Here is a 16392-nt window from a genome sequence, read left to right on the forward strand (position 1 = left end):
CGACGGTGAGGAGAAGAGGTACGAATGCTTTTCGGGCGGGACTGGTCGGGTCCGACTTCGGGTGCGTCGGCGGCGGTGCGTCGACGCACACCGAACCGGCCTCTCGTACCGGAATCCTCTCACAAGGACCCTGCGGAAAGCCGGTGTTCGATGTCCTGATCACGTCCCCGCGGAAGGGGCGGGAACGCGAGAACCCGCCGGTCGGCGGGTGGGTGGGAGAAAGAGGGGGAGAAAGCGCGAGCCCCGCCGGCCGTCTCGGTGGCCGAAACGGGGCGGGGCTTTTCCGGACGATCTCTCCGGAGGAATAGGAAGGGTTAATTCCGTCTCAGGCGCTGGTGTGCGAGCGCTGACCGGTCCTCGCCTCCCGCTCCACGCGGTCGGCGAAACGGAGCCACATGTCGGCGCATTCGCGGGCGAGTTTGCTGACGCCCTCGGCGCAGTGCGGCGGGATGGTGGTGGCGAGCCGCGTCCACACGGACTCGTCGACGTCGTGCACGGAGAAGCAGCGCAGCAGGAACCGGCCCGACTGCGACAGGCGCAGCGCCGGGTCCTTGCGGAGCCGCTCCAGGAGTTCGCCGGAGTCCCGCGGGACCTGGACCTGCCCGTCCGCCCGGTGCGGCGGCGTCCGCTGGGCCGGGATGCGCGGCTGCGGCCGCTCGGGGCGTGCGGCACCGCGGCCCTCGGGCACCGGGTCGCGCCCCAGCAGCAGGCGCTTCTTCACGTCGTGGGCGGTGCCGAGGGAGATGCCGGCCGCGCGGGCGATCTCGCGGAGGCTCGCCCCGGGGCGCTCCAGCATCAGTTCGCCGGCGCGCTGCCGGCCGCTGGCGACACCGGCCACCCCCGCCGGGCGGCGCTTGCCGTCCAGCCCGATGCGGGTGTTCAAGTGGGGAACCTCGTCACTCGAACGCCGCACCCGCGAGACCGTGCGCGGCGACAGGGCGGTGACGGAGGCCACGTACCGGTCGGAGAGCGCCGGGTTCTCCCGCAGGATGCGGGCGGCCGCGGCGAGCCGGTCGCCGTGCGACAGCGGCTTGCCGTGCGAGATGTTGAGGCTGACCGCGACCGCGAAGAGGCTGCCCTCCGGGGCGTCCAGCAGATAGGCGCTGATCGTGCGGTCGCCGCGCGCCCGGGCGGCGGCGAGCCGGTGCATGCCGTCGACGACCCGCCCGGAGGGGCGGTGCACGACGATCGGCGGCAGGTCCTCGTCCAGCGCGATCAGGGTGTCCACGTACTCCTGGTCGAGGCCCTTCGTACGCGGCGAGTCCGCCGGAAGGAGCGTCTCGACCGGCACGTCCGCGCGGGTTGCCGCGCTCAAGGTCGGAGCTAAGGTCAGTATGCCGTCGCCGTCACCGCTACTCATCGAATCCCCCGCGTTCCCCCGCCATGATCGATGGTGCTACGCCTGCACGTTAGCAACCTGCTACAGGCCAAAGCAAGGAGTTCACGGAGCGTGATCACGGTCGGTCGTACGGCCCCAAAAGCCTTGGTGCGCAGGGGTTTTGACGATCAAGGCCGGGGCGCGAACCGGCCACCGGCCGGTTCGCGAGGGGTGTTACTTGCGGTTGTACAGGCGGACGGTGAGGGAGCCGAAGACCGCCACCAGCGCGACGGACCAGCCGAGCGTCCAGGCGATGTCGACCCCCGGCCACCGCCCGTCCATGAGGCCGCGCACGGCGGAGGCGACGTGGGTGATGGGGTTGTTGTGGACCAGGGTCTGCAGCCAGCCGGGCATGGTGGCGGGGTCGACGAAGATGTCGCTGAGGAAGTTCAGCGGGAAGATCGCCGTCATCGAGGCGCCCATCACGGTCTTCTCGTCCCGCACGAGCAGGCCGAACATGGTCCCGATCCACGAGAAGGCGAAGGCGAAGACGATCAGCAGGAGGATGCCGGCGACGACGCCGGGGACGCCCCCGTCCGGCCGGAAGCCGATGATCATGCCGGCGGTCAGCATCACCAGCGAGGCGATCGAGTAGCGCAGCACGTCGCCCAGCAGGTAGCCGATGATCGTGGCGGGGCGCCAGATCGGCAGCGTGCGGAACCGGTCGAAGACGCCCTTGTCGATGTCGTTGTTGATCGCGATGCCCGTGTACATGGTGGTCATCACGACCGACATCACCATGACGCCGGGCAGCAGGTACTGGATGTACTCGCGCGGCGAGCCGGCCAGCGCACCGCCGAAGAGGTGCGTGAACATCAGCACCATCATCACGGGCAACACCGTCACGTCGAAGAGCTGCTCCGGCACGTGCTTGATCTTGAGCATGGCCCGCCAGCCGAAGGCGAGCGAGGCCGCCAGCGGACCGGCCCGGGTGGGCCGCTCCTCGGCGACGAGCAGTTCGGCGAGGGTCCGGGCCGGGACGGGCGCGAGGTCGTCCTCGCGCGCGGGGGCCCCGCCCGACGTCGTGGTGCTCATGCCGCCGCCTCCTCCTTGACGCCTGCGGACGCGGGGTCCGCCTTCCGGTCGGTGAGCGCGAGGAACACCTCGTCCAGGCTGGGCTGCCCGAGCGAGAAGGTGTCGACGGTGATGCCGCGGCGGGCCAGCTCGGCGAGGGCCTGCGAGGCCCGCTCGGCGGCGCCCCGGTCGCCGTCGCCGTTGTCGACGCGGGCCGTCAGCGCGAACGGGTCGGGGTCGAGCTGGACCTCGGCGGCCAGGTGCAGGGCGAGCACCTGCTCGGCCTCCGCCCGCTGCTCGGGGTCGCGCAGCCGCAGGTGCACGGAGCCGGCGCCGACGGACGCCTTCAGCTCGCCCTTGGTGCCCTCGGCGATGACCCGGCCCTTGTCGATGACGGCGATCCGGGCGGCCAGTTGGTCGGCCTCGTCGAGGTACTGCGTGGTGAGCAGGACGGTCGTGCCCTGGGCGACGATCGCCCGGACGATCTCCCAGACCTGGTTGCGGCTGCGCGGGTCGAGACCCGTGGTCGGCTCGTCCAGGAAGAGCAGGGCGGGGGTGTTGAGGATGGACGCGGCGATGTCGAGCCTGCGGCGCATGCCGCCGGAGTAGTTCTTCACCTGCCGGCCGGCGGCCTCGACCAGGGAGAACGCCTCCAGCATCTGCCCGGCGCGGGCGCGCGCCGCCCGCTTGGTGAGCCCGACGAGGCGGCCGAGCAGGACGAGGTTCTCCTGCCCGGTCAGGTCCTCGTCGAGCGAGGCGTACTGGCCGGTGAGGCTGACCAGGCCGCGGACGGTGTCGGCCTCGCGCACCACGTCGTGGCCGAAGACCCGGGCCTCGCCGCCGTCGGGGCGCAGCAGGGTGGCGAGCATCTTGACGCTCGTGGTCTTGCCGGCGCCGTTGGGCCCCAGTACGCCGTAGACGGTGCCCGCCTCGACGGTCAGGTCGACGCCGTCGACGGCGCGGTTGGCGCCGAAGGTCTTCACCAGGCCGACGGCCTCGATGGCCGGGCCGGACGTCGGGGCGCGGTCGGTCATCGCCGGATCACCCCCGCACCGCGTCCCCGGCGGGCGCCTTCAGCGCCTCGGGGTGACGCTTGAGCCGCTGCAGGACGAGCATCCCGCCGATGCCGGGGACGAACGACAGGAGACGGGCGCCCGCGGACGCGCCGGCGACCGTGAGCGAGAACGTCGCCACGATGGTCAGCAGGTACGCCGTGCCATGCGTCGGCCCGCCGAGGGAGGTGATCGGCTTGGCGTGGATGGTGAACAGATTGACGAAGAGGATCACGATCGACGCGGCCTCGACCGCCGCCGCGATCCGCAGCACCTTGATGTTCATGGTGGTCAGACCCCCGTGGTGGAGCCGGGGCGGACGATCATGAGGACCACGACCACCGACCACAGCAGGTTGAAGATGCCGGTGAGCATGCCCAGCCGGGCGGCGGCGGCGTTCAGACCCTCGGCGGCCGTACCGCCGCCCTGGGCCATCGCGAGCATGCGCTCCTGGTTGGGCAGGATCGCCATGGCGAGCATGAAGGCCGCGATGGCGGTGAGGATCATCGAGGTGATCAGCCAGGCGTCACCGAGGACGCCCAGCTGCGCGCCCGTGGCGAGGCCGAACACCGGGACGACGAGCCCGGCGACGGCGTAGATCCGGCAGACCCGGTGCAGGAACGCCGCGATGGCGGCCGAGCGGCCCTTCTCCTCACCCTCCCCCCCTTCGGACACCGCCTGCTTCGCGTAGCGCGGGAAGAGCGAGGCCGCCACGGCGATCGACCCGACCGCCAGGATGGCGGCGAGGACGTGCACGGACAGCAGGAGCTTGGTCACGGTAGTGCCTCCAAGCGGGACGGAGCAGACCCTCGATAGATTGGCTACCAATAGATAGCACGCCTACAACAGGATTGGGTAGAATCGCTGGTCATGAGGACAGACGCGGTGCGCGGCCACTTGGACGGACTCCTCCTGGCCGTGCTCGAACCGGGCCCCCTGCACGGCTACGCGATCATCGCGGCCGTCCAGCAGCGCAGCGGGGGCGCGCTCGAACTGCGCACGGGCACCATCTATCCGGCGCTCCAGCGGCTGGAGCGGCTCGGACTGCTCAAGAGCAGCTGGGACTCGGTCGGCGAGCGCCGGCGCCGCTGCTACGAACTGACCGAGGCCGGTCGTCGTAGTCTGGCCCATGAGCGGAACGCCTGGCAGGAGTTCACGACGGCGATCGGTTCGGTTCTCTACCCCTCGACATCCTCGACACCCTCGACGGGACTGGCCACATGAGCACCGGGGCGGGCATGGAGACGAGCATCGGCGCCGCGGCGGGCGGCCAGAAGCGCCCTGCCACCCCTTCCGACCCCCTCGACGCGTACGTCGCCGCCCTCTCCGACGTGCTGCGCGGCCCCACCCGCGCCAAGGCCCGGCTGGTCGCCGAGATACGCGACGGGCTCGACGACACGGTCGCCGCGCACATCCGCGCCGGCCTCCCCTACGAGCGGGCCGCCGAGCTGGCCGTACGGGACTTCGGCTCGCCCGACCACCTCGCGCCCACGTTCCAGCACGAGCTGACGATCGCGCAGGCGCGCCACACGGCCCGCGCCGCCGCCCTCACCGTGCCCTTCGCCGTGGTCTGCTGGCTGCTGGTGTGGACGGCGAGCCACGACAGCGCCTGGCAACTGCCCCGCACCACCTCGCTGCTGACGGTCCACCTGGTGGGCGTCGCCGCCATCGCCTCGGTCCTGGCCGCGGCCACCCTGACCGCGACCGGCCGCCTCGCCCGCTGGCTGCCCACGCCGCACCGGCTCCCCCTCGCCGTGGCCTGGACGGGTACGGCCGCCAGCATCGCCATGGCCATCGCCGCGCTGGTCCTCGTCACGCTCTCCGTCGTCGTCACCAACTGGCCGCTCGCCGTGGCCGCCGGGGCCTTCGCCGCGGCGTCGCACGCCGTGGTGGCCTCGTCGGCCCGTACCTGCCGGCAGTGCGCCCGCCTGCCGGTCACCTAGGCGTGCGGGACGAGCACACGGGACCACGTCCGGCCCGGGGGAAGCGGCGCGGCCGCGCCCGGGCCGCCGTCCGCGTCCGCGCGGCCGACCGGACGGATCACCGCCCAATGGCCGACAACCGGGGACAGTGCGCGGTCTCGCCCCCTACTCTCGGAGCGACGCGGATGACCGGACCCCAGTACTCCGAGGCGGGGTGACGTGCGGTGGTGAGACTCGCGGGCCCGGGGCCCGCCCTGCGGCTGGCGCGCGCCACCGTCTTCGCCGCCGTGTGCGTGGTGACCGCCGCGCTGGGGCACTCACTCGCCGCCGGTGAGCCGTTACCCCTGGACGTCCTCGCCGGGGCGATGGCCGTCACCACCGCGCTGGCCTGGTGGCCGGCCGGCGCCGAGCGCCGCGGCGCCCTGCGGATCACCGGGACGACCGTCGGCGCCCAACTGGCCCTGCACACCGCCTTCTCTTTCGCGCCCTCGTCCCACGGGGGCGGACACCACCAGCAGACCACCGGCGTCGCCCTGCCGCCGAGCGTGTGCATGGGCGGCGCCACCGACCCGGTCGCCCAGGCCGTGTGGCAGGCCCACACCGCCGCGCCCGTGGCGGCCCCCGGGCCCGAGTCGCCCGTGGAGTACGCGGTGCGGCTGCTCACCCACGGCTCGTGGCTGATGTTCTTCGCGCACGTCCTGGCCGCCCTCCTGTGCGGCCTGTGGATGTGGCGCGGCGAGGCCGGCTTCTCCGCCATCGCCCGGTCCGTACACTGCGCCCTGTTCGTCCCGCTGCGGCTGGCCCTGGCGGGGTTCACCCCGGCCATGCCGGTCCGCCTGCCGCGCGCCGCGGCGGCCTTCGTCCGGCCGCGCCGGCTCCTCGACGCGCTGCTGCGGCACGCCGTGTCCCGACGGGGCCCACCGCGGGGGTGCCCGGTCCCCTGCTGACCCCGTCGCGACGGCGGGACGGCGAGGGACCGGTGCGTACCACCTCCCACCCCTCACCCCTCGCACGTGCGCCGCCGCGCCCGGCTCCCCGCCGCGCGGCCGCCACGCGTGGCCGGACCGACGCGTCCCGGCCGCGGCGCGCAGCAACGAAGGACGTTTCCATGCCCACCCCCATCAGTGCCGTACGCAACCGTGCCGCCGCCCCCGACGACGACCGGATCACCGACCTGGCCCTGGCCGCCGCGCGGGGCGACGCCACCGCGACGGAGGACTTCATCGCGGCCACGCACCTGCACGTCTGGCGGTTCATCACCCGGGCGTGCGGTGACGCGCACAGCGCGGACGACCTCACCCAGGAGACCTACCTGCGCGCGCTGCGCAGCCTCCCGCGGTTCGCGGCCCGCTGCCACGCCCGCACCTGGCTGCTGTCGATCGCCCGCCGGGTGGTCGTCGACCGCTACCGGTCGAACGCCGCGCGCCCCCGCCTGGCCGACACCGCCGACTGGCAGGCGGCCGCCGAGCGCGCCCAGCAGACCGGGCTGCCCGGTTTCGACGAGGGCGTGGCCCTGCTCGACCTGCTGGAGTCGCTCGACCGGCCGCGCCGGGAGTCCTTCATCCTCACGCAGGTCAAGGGGCTCTCCTACGAGGAGGCCGCCTCCATCGCGGGCTGCCCGATCGGCACGGTCCGCTCCCGCGTCAACCGGGCGCGGCAGAACCTCACGCACCTGCTGAAGTCGGCCGAGGAGGACGCCGCCTGAGCCGGGGGCGGTCGGGCACCTGACATCCCGGCCGCCCCCTCCCCGCGGCGCGTCCGGCGGCCCCGCCGGCCGGCCCGCCGCCCCGCGACACCCCGACCGGCCGCCAGGCGCCCGCCCACCGCACGCGGCGCGGCCGTCAGCCGGTCAGCCCACCGGACGCCAGGCCGCCATCAACCGGCCCCGGTCCGTCAGTCCGTCAGCACCGGCAGCAGCTCCGGCAGGTGCCCGTCGGACGCCGCGGCCGCCGCCCGCCGCTCCTCGGAGACCTCGCCGTACAGGGTGGTCCGGGGCCGCGCCGGGCGGCCCGCCGCCTCCGCGATGGCGACGAGGTCGCGCACCGACCGGTACGAGCCGTAACCCGACCCGGCCATCCGGGAAATCGTCTCCTCCATGAGGGTGCCGCCCAGGTCGTTCGCCCCGGACCGCAGCATCTGCGCGGCACCCTCCGCCCCGAGCTTCACCCAGCTGGTCTGGATGTTGCGGATGTGCGGGTGGAGCAGGAGCCGGGCCATCGCGGTGACCGCCCGGTTGTCACGGACGGTCGGCCCCGGCCGGGCGACGCCGGCGAGGTAGACGGGCGCGTTGGTGTGGACGAACGGCAGCGTCACGAACTCGGTGAACCCCCCGGTCTCCTGCTGGAGGCGGGCCAGGGTCCGCAGGTGGCCGAGCCAGTGCCGGGGCTGGTCCACGTGTCCGTACATCATCGTCGACGAGGAGCGGATGCCCAGCTCGTGGGCGGTCCTGATCACCTCGATCCAGGTGGCCGCGGGCAGCTTGCCCTTGGTCAGGACCCAGCGGACCTCGTCGTCGAGGATCTCCGCCGCCGTGCCCGGGACGGAGTCGAGGCCGGCCTCGCGCGCCGCCGCCAGCCACTCGCGGATCGACATCCCGGTGCGTGACGCGCCGTTGACGACCTCCATCGGCGAGAAGGCGTGGACGTGCATCCCGGGGACCCGCTCCTTCACGGCCCGCGCGATGTCGAAGTACGCCGTGCCGGGCAGGTCCGGGTGGATGCCGCCCTGCATGCACACCTCCACCGCGCCCACGTCCCAAGCCTGCTGGGCGCGGTCGGCGACCTGGTCGAGGGAGAGGGTGTAGGCGTCGGCGTCCGTGCGGCGCTGCGCGAAGGCGCAGAAGCGGCAGCCGGTGTAGCAGACGTTGGTGAAGTTGATGTTGCGGGTGACGATGTACGTCACGTCGTCCCCGACGGCCGCGCGCCGTACGTCGTCGGCGATCCGGCACAGCGCGTCCAGGGCGGGGCCGTCCGCGTGGAGCAGGGCGAGCGCCTCGCCGTCCGTCAGCCGCGTCGGATCGTCGGCGGCCGTCGCCAGCGCGTGGCGCACGTCGGTGTCGATGCGTTCGGGCACCATGCCGGGGGCGGCGGCCTCGCGCAGGGCGTCCCAGTCGCCGTACACCGCGTCGAAGTCCTCGCGGCGGTCGCCGGTGCGGCCGTCGGTGTCGATGGCGCGGTGCAGGTCAGTGCGGCCGGAGGCGGTGAACGCCTCGTCGGGCTCCTGCCACGGGCGGCCCTCCACCACGGCGTCCTCGCGGGCCAGGCCGGTCACCGGGTCGGCGAGCGCGGCCACGTGCGGGCGCAGGCGCGGGTCGAGCCAGGGCTCGCCGCGCCGGACGAACTCCGGGTACACGCAGAGCCGTTCCCGCAGCTCGAAGCCGGCGGCGCGGGACCGGGCGGCGAGCTCCTCGATCCGCGGCCAGGGCCGCTCGGGGTTGACGTGGTCGATGGTGAGCGGGGAGACGCCGCCCCAGTCGTCGATGCCGGCGCCGATGAGCCGCTCGTACTCCGCGTCCACGAGGTTGGGCGGGGCCTGGAGGCAGGCGGACGGGCCGAGGACGTGCCGGGCGACGGCCACCGCGGCGACCAGGTCGTCCAGTTCCGCGTCGGGCATGGCGCGCATCGCGGTGTCCGGCTTGGCGCGGAAGTTCTGGACGATCACCTCCTGGATCCCGTGGTAGGCGCGGGCGACCCGGCGCAGGGCGAAGAGGGACTCGGCGCGCTCCTCGTACGTCTCGCCGATGCCGATGAGGAGGCCCGAGGTGAAGGGGACGGAGGAGCGGCCCGCGTCCTCCAGGACCCGCAGCCGGACGGCGGGCTCCTTGTCCGGGGAGCCGTGGTGGGGGCCGCCCGGTTCCGACCACAGGCGGGTCGCGGTCGTCTCCAGCATCATGCCCATCGACGGGGCGACGGGCTTGAGCCGCTGGAAGTCCGTCCAGGACAGCACGCCCGGATTGAGGTGCGGGAGCAGGCCCGTCTCCTCCAGGATGCGGATCGAGATCGCCCGCACGTAGGCGAGGGTGTCGTCGTAGCCGTGCGCGTCGAGCCACTCGCGCGCCTCGGGCCAGCGCTCCTCCGGCTTGTCGCCGAGGGTGATGAGGGCTTCCTTGCAGCCGAGGGCGGCGCCCTTGCGGGCGGTGTCGAGGACCTCGTCGGGTGACATGAACATCCCGTGACCGGCGCGGCGCAGCTTGCCGGGCACGGTGACGAACGTGCAGTAGTGGCACGTGTCGCGGCACAGCCGGGTCAGCGGGACGAAGACGCTCTTGGAGTACGTGATGACCCCGGGCCGCCCGGCCGCCTCCAGGCCGGCGTCACGCACCCGGGCGGCCGAGGCGGCGAGCCGTTCGAGGTCGGCGCCGCGCGCCTGGAGCAGGACGGCGGCCTCGGCGACGTCGAGCGCGACCCCGTCACCGGCCCGTTTCAGGGCGCGGCGCATCGCGTTGTCGGTCGGTCGGCTTCCGGTTCCCGTGGAGGTCATCCCCCGAGGATACGAGCGGAGTCAGAGGTACCGCGCACCGTCGTCCAGAACCCGCAGCACCTCCGCCTCGCCCGCCGCGGGGAGTTGCAGGACGACCTCCTCGACGCCGAGGTCCGCGTAGTGGGCCAGCTTCCCCGGGTCGGGCCGCACCGCGTACGGGACGACCTGGAGGGCGCCCGGGTCGCGCCCCGCCCGCTCCCACGCCTCGCGCAGGGCGGGGAGGCTACGGGTGAGGCCGCCGCCGCCGACGGGCATCCAGCCGTCGGCGTACCCGGCGACGTCGGAGAAGAGGACCGGTCCCGCCGCCCCGCCGAGGAGGATCCGCGGCGCGCCGCCCCGCACGGGCTTGGGGTGGGCGAACGACGCCGCGACCGAGGCGAAGCGGCCCTCGTACGCGGTCGGCTCCCCCGCCCACAGCGCCCGCATGACGGCCATGTGGTCGCGGACGCGGGCGCGCCGGTTCGGCCACTCGACGCCGTGGTCGGCGGCCTCCTCGCGGTTCCAGCCGAAGCCGACGCCGAGGGTGAGGCGGCCGCCCGAGAGGTGGTCGAGGGTGGCGACCTGCTTGGCCAGCACGATCGGGTCGTGCTGGGCGACGAGCGTGATGCCGGTGCCGAGCGCGAGCCGCTCGGTGACGGCGGCGGCCTGCGCGAGGGCGACGAACGGGTCGAGCGTGCGGCCGTACTCGCGGGGCAGGTCGCCGCCGGCCGGGTAGGGGCTGGTCCGCGCCACCGGGATGTGCGTGTGCTCCGGCAGGTACAGGCCGGCGTAGCCCCGCTGTTCCAGCTCGCGCGCGAGGCGGACGGGGGTGATGGTCTCGTCGGTGAGGAAGATGGTGGTCGCGAGGCGCATGGGCCGGTCCTTCCGGTGCGGCGGAGGGCGTCCGCGGGGATCGTACGCGGGTGTCCGCGGGTAACCCCGGGGCGCCGTCCGGTGTTCCCGTTCAGGTTGGCGACGGCGCGTAGACGGCGCGGTTCACGCCACGTACGGTCGTCACGTCGCCCCCCGGGAGGGGGTGCGGGACGGGGGTTTCGCATGATGGCGCATCAGCATCCGCATCGGGATACACGTCGGGGGACGGATCCGGCCGCTTCCGCGGGGAGCCGGGCCGCACGGGACGCGTCGGGCGTCCGCGTCCGGCCGACCCGATAGGGGCTGTCGGCACCTGACGGCTCGTCAGGACCCGACTTCCGGAATTGGGCCGACCACACCGGTGCCCGCAGCCGTCCGGCTGCCGCTCACCCCTGCCCTTCCGCGCCCGGCCCAGGCCGGGCGGCATCCCCGACCCCTTCGCCTTCCGGCAGCCGCGACGCGCGGCGCATCCGTGTACCAGCGAACGAAAGGTCTGACACGTGCGGGAGTACTACGACGTCGTGATCATGGGTGGTGGCCCGGCCGGGTCCACCCTCGGCGCCCTGCTGGCCCAGCGCACCGACCTGCGGATAGCCATCTTCGACAAGGAGGTCTTCCCGCGGGAGCACATCGGCGAGTCCTTCGCCCACCCGGTCGTCCCCGCGCTCCAGGAGAGCGGGGCACTGGCCAAGGTCCTCGCCAGCCCGTGCTGGGTGAAGAAGTTCGGCGGCGTGTACGCCTGGGACCCGGGCAAGCCGGCCGTCGCCCTCTTCGACCAGGCGCCGTTCGAGAAGGACGGCGTGCGGCGGTGGACGATGCACGTCGACCGCGCCGAGTTCGACCACATCCTGCTGGACCACGCCGCCGACGTGGGCGTGGAGGTCTTCCAGGGCGTGGCGGTCACGGCGTACGAGCCGGACCGCAACGGCGGACTGGTACGGCTGGGCGACGGCGGCGCGGTCCGCGCCGGCTACTTCGTCGACGCGTCGGGGCGCCAGAGCAGCGTCTCGGCGGCCCGCAACAAGCGCGGCTGGCTGTCGAACTTCAAGAACATCGCGATCTGGCAGCACTTCACCAAGGGCGGCCAGACCCAGAACCTCGCCGAGGACTGGAACATCTTCACCGAGGACAACCTGTCGCCGATCGGCTGCTTCGCCTTCCGCGACGGCTGGTGCTGGTACATCCCGGTGCCGAAGGTCATCGACGGCAGGCGGGTGCTGACGCACTCGGTCGGCATCGTCACCAACCCGGCGGTGCTGAAGGAGCCGGGCCGCGACTACACCGACCAGAAGACCTTCCTGGAGGCGGTGCGGCAGGTGCCGTACCTGAAGGACCTGATCCAGGAGGCCGTGCCGGTCGCCGACACGATGCTGACCGCGACGAACTACTCCCGCGTCAGCGACGAGTTCGCCGACTACGACGAGCGGCACCTGCTCGTGGGCGACGCGGCGTTCTTCGTCGACCCGCTGTTCTCGTCGGGCGTCGCGGTGGCGCTGACGCAGGCGGCGGCCGCGGCGCTGCTGATCCGCAAGACGGTGGACGGCAGCCTCGACGAGACCGACCAGCGCCACCTGTGGCAGGACTACAACGCCAAGTGGCACGGCACGGCCGAGACGTTCGCGCTGATGATCGACCAGTGGTACCACGCCATCGCGAAGAACAACCCGGGCAGCGTGTACTGGAACACCCGCGGCACGGGCGCCGACCTCGGCATCCGCGAGCAGACCTTCGACGCCCTGCTCAACACGGCGTTCCAGCCGGCGCTGCTGGAGGTCATGACGCACGGCAGCCGCAAGGTCGAGGACCTGGACGCGGCGGGCCCGTACCTCACCGCGACGGCGCTCGCGGAGCCGGCGGAGCTGACGGACGACGCGCTGGTGTCGCTCGCGCCGACGGCGGGGATCCGCGACAGCGTCACGTTCGTGGTGCCGGGCTTCAAGGCGACCAACCCGCCGGCCAACGTCCAGCTGCCGCCGGCGATCATCGACGGGATGACGGAGTACTGGCGCAACCCGATCACCAACGCGGGCGCGTCGCCGTCGCCGCTGCGGGACACCATCCCGTGCCGGCGGATCTTCTCCACGGAGGACCCGCACGGCCCGACCATCGACGCCGACCCGCAGCGGGACGGGGTGGACGAGCTGTGGAAGCTCCTGGGCGAGGGCCCCGTGAAGTTCGGCGAGCTCGCCCCGCGCCTGACGCCGCCGCAGACGCGGCTGGTGAAGCGGATGTGCGTGAGCGGCTTCCTCACGGTCCAGCCGGCGTCCTGACCCCCACACCGCGCCGCCCCCGGCCCCCGGCCCCGAGGAGCCGCCCCGGGCCGGGGCACCGGATCACCGGTGTCCTCGGGACACCGGGATGACCTTGGGAACGCGGGGCACCGGACCCCGGGAATCGGGGGGGACCCCCGGCCACAGGGGGGCCGGACACCGGAAGCCGGGGGATGTCCGGAAGGAGGGGCCGAAGGGGGGCCCGGATCGTCCGCTCGCCGGGGATCGGGGCCGTGGGACACCCGACGTCGGGAGGGGCCGTGGCGGGTTGCCCCCGCAGGGGTCGGCGGCGGCAGCGGGGTGACGTGTCGCGGTACCCGAGGCCGCCGACCCCGAGGAGGTGACCCGCCGCGGCCCCGACCCCCGAGGCCGGACCGCGGAACCCACACACCTCCCCCGGACGCAGCCCGGAAGACGGAACCACCCGAGAGCCGCCCGCGTCCCGGGCCCGGGACGCGGGCGCGGGGGTCAGACGCCGGTGGTGCCGTCGACGATCTCGCGGATCGCGTCGAGGTGGCCGTTGTGCCGGGCGGTCTCCTCGACGAGGTGCATGAGGATCCAGCGCAGCGTGACGTGCCGGCCGTCCCTGACCGGCCGCTTCGCCCGCTCGTCGAGGTCGTGCTCCGTGACCAGCCGGCCGTAGCGCTCGCTGTTCGCCCGGTACTCCGCCAGCAGCTCCTCCAGCGGCATGTCGAGCGCGACGCGCATCTCGCGGTCGGGGTCCTCCTGCGACCAGGGCGCCCGGTCCTCCTCGCCGAGGAAGATCGCCTCGAACCAGTAGTGCTCGACCCAGCGCAGATGACTGATCAGCCCGGCGACCGTCATCAGCGGCGACGCGGGCAGGGGGGCCGTGCGCGCGCCCTCGTCGGAGAGGCCCTCGCACTTCGAGACCGCGGTGGCGCGGCAGTAGTCCAGGAACGTGGTCAGGTAGGCGCGCTCGTCCTCGGACGGGGGCGTGTCGCTGCGTGTCATGGGTCGCATGCTCGCGCCCCGTACGCACCCGTGTCGAACGAATACCCGACCGCCGCCAACCCACCCGACAGCCACCCCGACCGCCGCCAACCCACCCGGCGCCCGGCCCGACCGCCGCCGGCCCACCCCGGCCCGACCCACCCCACCCACCCCGGCCGCGGGCGGGGCGCGAACGGCCGCCGCTCAGTCGTTGACCGCGGTGAGCAGGAACGCCGCGTCGGTGACCGCCGTGATGCTGTGCCGCTCGGGCGGGACGAGATGGAGGGCGCCCGTCGAGAGTTCGGTCTCCTGCGTCGCGGTGTTCACGGTCACGACCCCGCGCAGGACCTGGAGGGAGGCCGCGGGCGGGGCGTTGTGCTCGTCGAGCCGGGTGCCGGCCGTGAGCGCGATGACGGTCTGCCGCAGGGGCCGCTCGCGCAGCAGCAGGTTGGCGCTGCGGCCGTGCTCGGAGCGGTGGGCGGCGGCGAGGTGTTCCTCGGCGATGGCGTTCAGGTCGTGCTGAGGCATGGGACCACCCTGCACCCGTCGGGCCCGCGCCGCACTGCCGGCGCGTGCGGGCCGGTGACGACCGGCGGCCACCCGGCGCGCGGAGAAGGTTCGCGAGGGCGTCTCGCGAGGGCGGCGGACACGGCGCGCCGAGACGGCGCGCGGACACGGCGCGGAACGCCGCGCGGCCGGACCCGGGAGGGTCCGGCCGCGCGGCGACTCGGGTGGGAGCGGGGGCCGGGGCTCAGTCCTCGGCGAGCAGGGCGGGGGTCTCCTTCGTCAGGACCTCGCCCCGGAAGAACGCCGGGCTGCGGCGGTGCATCACGGCCATGAGCACCACACCGGCCAGCAGCAGGCCGATGCCGATGACGAAGACGGAGCCGACGCCGAGGACGGAGGAGCCGCTGCCGTAGGCGGGGTCCCACATGTCGGTGAGGGTCTGGACGAAGACGGCCGTGAGCATCAGGCCGCCCAGGCCCGGCAGGATCCCCCGGACGAAGAGGTGGCGGACCGAGCGGGTCAGGTCGCGGCGGAAGAACCAGACGCAGGCGAAGGCCGTGATCGAGTAGTAGAAGCAGATCATCAGGCCGAGCGCGTAGATGGTGTCGACCAGGACGTTCTCGCTGACCAGGGTCATCACGGAGTAGAAGACGCCGGTCGCGACGCCGGCGACGACGGTGGCGCGGCCGGGGGTCTTGTGGACCGGGTGCACCTTCGAGAAGGCCGGCGGGAACGCCTCGTAGGTGGACATCGCCAGTGCCGTGCGGGCCACCGGGATGAAGGTGGTCTGGAGGCTGGCCGCGGCGGAGGCCAGGACCGCGACGAAGAGCAGGATGCCGAGGCCGGAGCCCATGATCGGGGCGGCCAGCGCCGCGAAGACGTTGTCGGAGGTCTCGGGGTTGCCGAGGCCGAGGCCCTCCGCGCCGACGCCCGCGTACATCTGCACCGCGACGGCGACCATCAGGTACGAGGAGACGATCACGACGATCGCGAGGAGGGCGGCGCGGCCGGGCGTGCGGGCGCTGCCGACGCTCTCCTCGTTCACGGACAGGCAGGTGTCCCAGCCCCAGTAGATGAAGATCGACAGGGAGAGGCCGGCGGTGAAGGCCGCGAAGGAGTCGACCGCGAAGGGGTCCATCCAGGACCAGGAGAAGGACAGGGAGCCCGCGACCTCGCCGGCCTGGGTCACGGCCATCCCGGCGAACAGGACGATCACGACGAGCTGGAGGCCCACCAGGGCGTACTGGAGCCACTTGGTGGCGGTGATGCCCCGGTAGCTGACCACGGTCGCGGCGGCGACGAAGGCGAGCGTCGTGAGGATGTGGACGGCCTTGTTGTCGTCGAGGGCGGCGATCGAGGGGCTGCCGGTGATCTCGCCGGCGGTCAGCCAGAAGAACGACGTGGCGACGCCGGCCAGGTTGGACAGCACGACGACGGTGGCCACGAGCAGGCCCCAGCCGCACATCCAGCCGACCTTCGGGCCGAACGCCTTCACCGACCAGGTGAAGGAGGTGCCGCAGTCGGGCACGGCCCGGTTGAGCTCCCGGTACGCGAAGGCCACGAGCAGCATGGGGAGGAAGCCGGCGAGGAAGATCGCGGGCATCTGGAGGCCGACTTCGCCGACGGTCGGGCCGAGGGTCGAGGTCAGGCAGTAGACGGGGGCGACGGTCGAGATGCCGATGACGGCACCGCCCGTCAGCCCGACGGAGTTCCCGCCGAGCCCCTTGGTGCGCACACCGCTGTTCTCGCCCGTCGCGTCGACGTTCCTTACCGTGTCTCCGGCCGGGGGCCGGGCTTCCACCTGAGTCATGTGCAGGACGGTAGGGGGTGCGGTTTCCACATCCGGAGGATCGAACTCCGCGATCTTTCCCTTCGGTTGTACGGGACGAAACGGTCCCGTGGCAGGGAATTCATGGCCTGTTGCACCTGAGACCATGCATCATCCCGCCACCATGCGAAGTGTTCGG

Annotated in this window: 15 protein-coding genes; 5 read left to right on the forward strand and 10 right to left on the reverse strand. The window is 73.3% G+C overall.

Going from position 1 to position 16392, the window contains the following annotated elements:
* Positions 1-325: 325 nt before the first annotated feature.
* From NRO40_RS12785 to NRO40_RS12805, 5 genes are all read right to left on the reverse strand, one after another.
* Positions 326-1315 (reverse strand): ParB/RepB/Spo0J family partition protein, encoded by a 990-nt coding sequence (locus tag NRO40_RS12785; protein ID WP_157901897.1) that lies wholly within the window; start codon positions 1313-1315, stop codon positions 326-328.
* A gap of 237 nt (positions 1316-1552) precedes the next feature.
* The gene (locus NRO40_RS12790; RefSeq protein WP_058943347.1) at positions 1553-2413 is read right to left on the reverse strand and encodes an ABC transporter permease; all 861 of its coding nucleotides are present in this window, start codon (positions 2411-2413) and stop codon (positions 1553-1555) included.
* Positions 2410-3426: an ATP-binding cassette domain-containing protein gene (locus NRO40_RS12795; protein WP_058943348.1), complete on the reverse strand. Its 1017-nt coding sequence runs from the start codon at positions 3424-3426 to the stop codon at positions 2410-2412. The genes NRO40_RS12790 and NRO40_RS12795 overlap by 4 nt, the downstream gene beginning before the upstream one ends.
* Before the next feature lie 7 nt (positions 3427-3433).
* Complete coding sequence (locus NRO40_RS12800; protein WP_228974070.1) at positions 3434-3730, reverse strand: hypothetical protein; 297 nt, start codon at positions 3728-3730, stop codon at positions 3434-3436.
* Positions 3731-3735: 5 nt separating this feature from the next.
* The gene (locus NRO40_RS12805) at positions 3736-4221 is read right to left on the reverse strand and encodes a hypothetical protein (protein WP_058943349.1); all 486 of its coding nucleotides are present in this window, start codon (positions 4219-4221) and stop codon (positions 3736-3738) included.
* Between the two features lie 93 nt (positions 4222-4314).
* On the opposite strand from NRO40_RS12805, the gene NRO40_RS12810 reads away from it, so the two are divergent.
* The 4 genes from NRO40_RS12810 to NRO40_RS12825 all read left to right on the forward strand — a co-directional run bounded on the left by NRO40_RS12810 (position 4315) and on the right by NRO40_RS12825 (position 7071).
* Positions 4315-4668: a PadR family transcriptional regulator gene (locus tag NRO40_RS12810; RefSeq protein WP_058943350.1), complete on the forward strand. Its 354-nt coding sequence runs from the start codon at positions 4315-4317 to the stop codon at positions 4666-4668.
* The gene (locus NRO40_RS12815) at positions 4665-5387 is read left to right on the forward strand and encodes a permease prefix domain 1-containing protein (protein ID WP_232791146.1); all 723 of its coding nucleotides are present in this window, start codon (positions 4665-4667) and stop codon (positions 5385-5387) included. Before NRO40_RS12810 ends, NRO40_RS12815 begins: the two co-directional genes overlap by 4 nt.
* Positions 5388-5590: 203 nt before the next feature.
* Positions 5591-6313, forward strand: coding sequence for a hypothetical protein (locus NRO40_RS12820; protein ID WP_058943351.1), 723 nt, complete (start codon positions 5591-5593; stop codon positions 6311-6313).
* A gap of 161 nt (positions 6314-6474) precedes the next feature.
* The gene (locus NRO40_RS12825) at positions 6475-7071 is read left to right on the forward strand and encodes a sigma-70 family RNA polymerase sigma factor (protein WP_058943352.1); all 597 of its coding nucleotides are present in this window, start codon (positions 6475-6477) and stop codon (positions 7069-7071) included.
* A 188-nt stretch (positions 7072-7259) separates the two neighbouring features.
* On the opposite strand, the gene NRO40_RS12830 is transcribed toward NRO40_RS12825, so the two are convergent.
* Positions 7260-9845, reverse strand: coding sequence for a bifunctional FO biosynthesis protein CofGH (locus NRO40_RS12830; protein WP_058943353.1), 2586 nt, complete (start codon positions 9843-9845; stop codon positions 7260-7262).
* A gap of 21 nt (positions 9846-9866) precedes the next feature.
* Positions 9867-10697 carry an LLM class F420-dependent oxidoreductase gene (locus tag NRO40_RS12835; protein WP_058943354.1) on the reverse strand — a complete coding sequence of 277 codons (831 nt, stop codon included), beginning with the start codon at positions 10695-10697 and terminating at the stop codon, positions 9867-9869.
* Positions 10698-11197: 500 nt separating this feature from the next.
* Between NRO40_RS12835 and NRO40_RS12840 the strand changes: the two genes are divergently transcribed.
* Positions 11198-12967: an NAD(P)/FAD-dependent oxidoreductase gene (locus NRO40_RS12840; RefSeq protein ID WP_198549392.1), complete on the forward strand. Its 1770-nt coding sequence runs from the start codon at positions 11198-11200 to the stop codon at positions 12965-12967.
* A gap of 468 nt (positions 12968-13435) precedes the next feature.
* On the opposite strand, the gene NRO40_RS12845 is transcribed toward NRO40_RS12840, so the two are convergent.
* The 3 genes from NRO40_RS12845 to NRO40_RS12855 all read right to left on the reverse strand — a co-directional run bounded on the left by NRO40_RS12845 (position 13436) and on the right by NRO40_RS12855 (position 16235).
* Positions 13436-13939, reverse strand: a complete 504-nt coding sequence (locus NRO40_RS12845) for a DinB family protein (protein ID WP_058943355.1) — start codon at positions 13937-13939, stop codon at positions 13436-13438.
* Positions 13940-14122: 183 nt separating this feature from the next.
* Entirely contained in the window at positions 14123-14446 is a 324-nt protein-coding gene (locus NRO40_RS12850) for a cupin domain-containing protein (RefSeq protein ID WP_058943356.1), read from the reverse strand.
* Between the two features lie 223 nt (positions 14447-14669).
* Complete coding sequence (locus NRO40_RS12855) at positions 14670-16235, reverse strand: APC family permease (RefSeq protein WP_058943357.1); 1566 nt, start codon at positions 16233-16235, stop codon at positions 14670-14672.
* Between the last annotated feature and the right edge of the window lie 157 nt (positions 16236-16392).

It is taken from the genome of Streptomyces changanensis (assembly GCF_024600715.1).
GTDB classification, from domain to species: Bacteria; Actinomycetota; Actinomycetes; order Streptomycetales; family Streptomycetaceae; genus Streptomyces; species Streptomyces changanensis.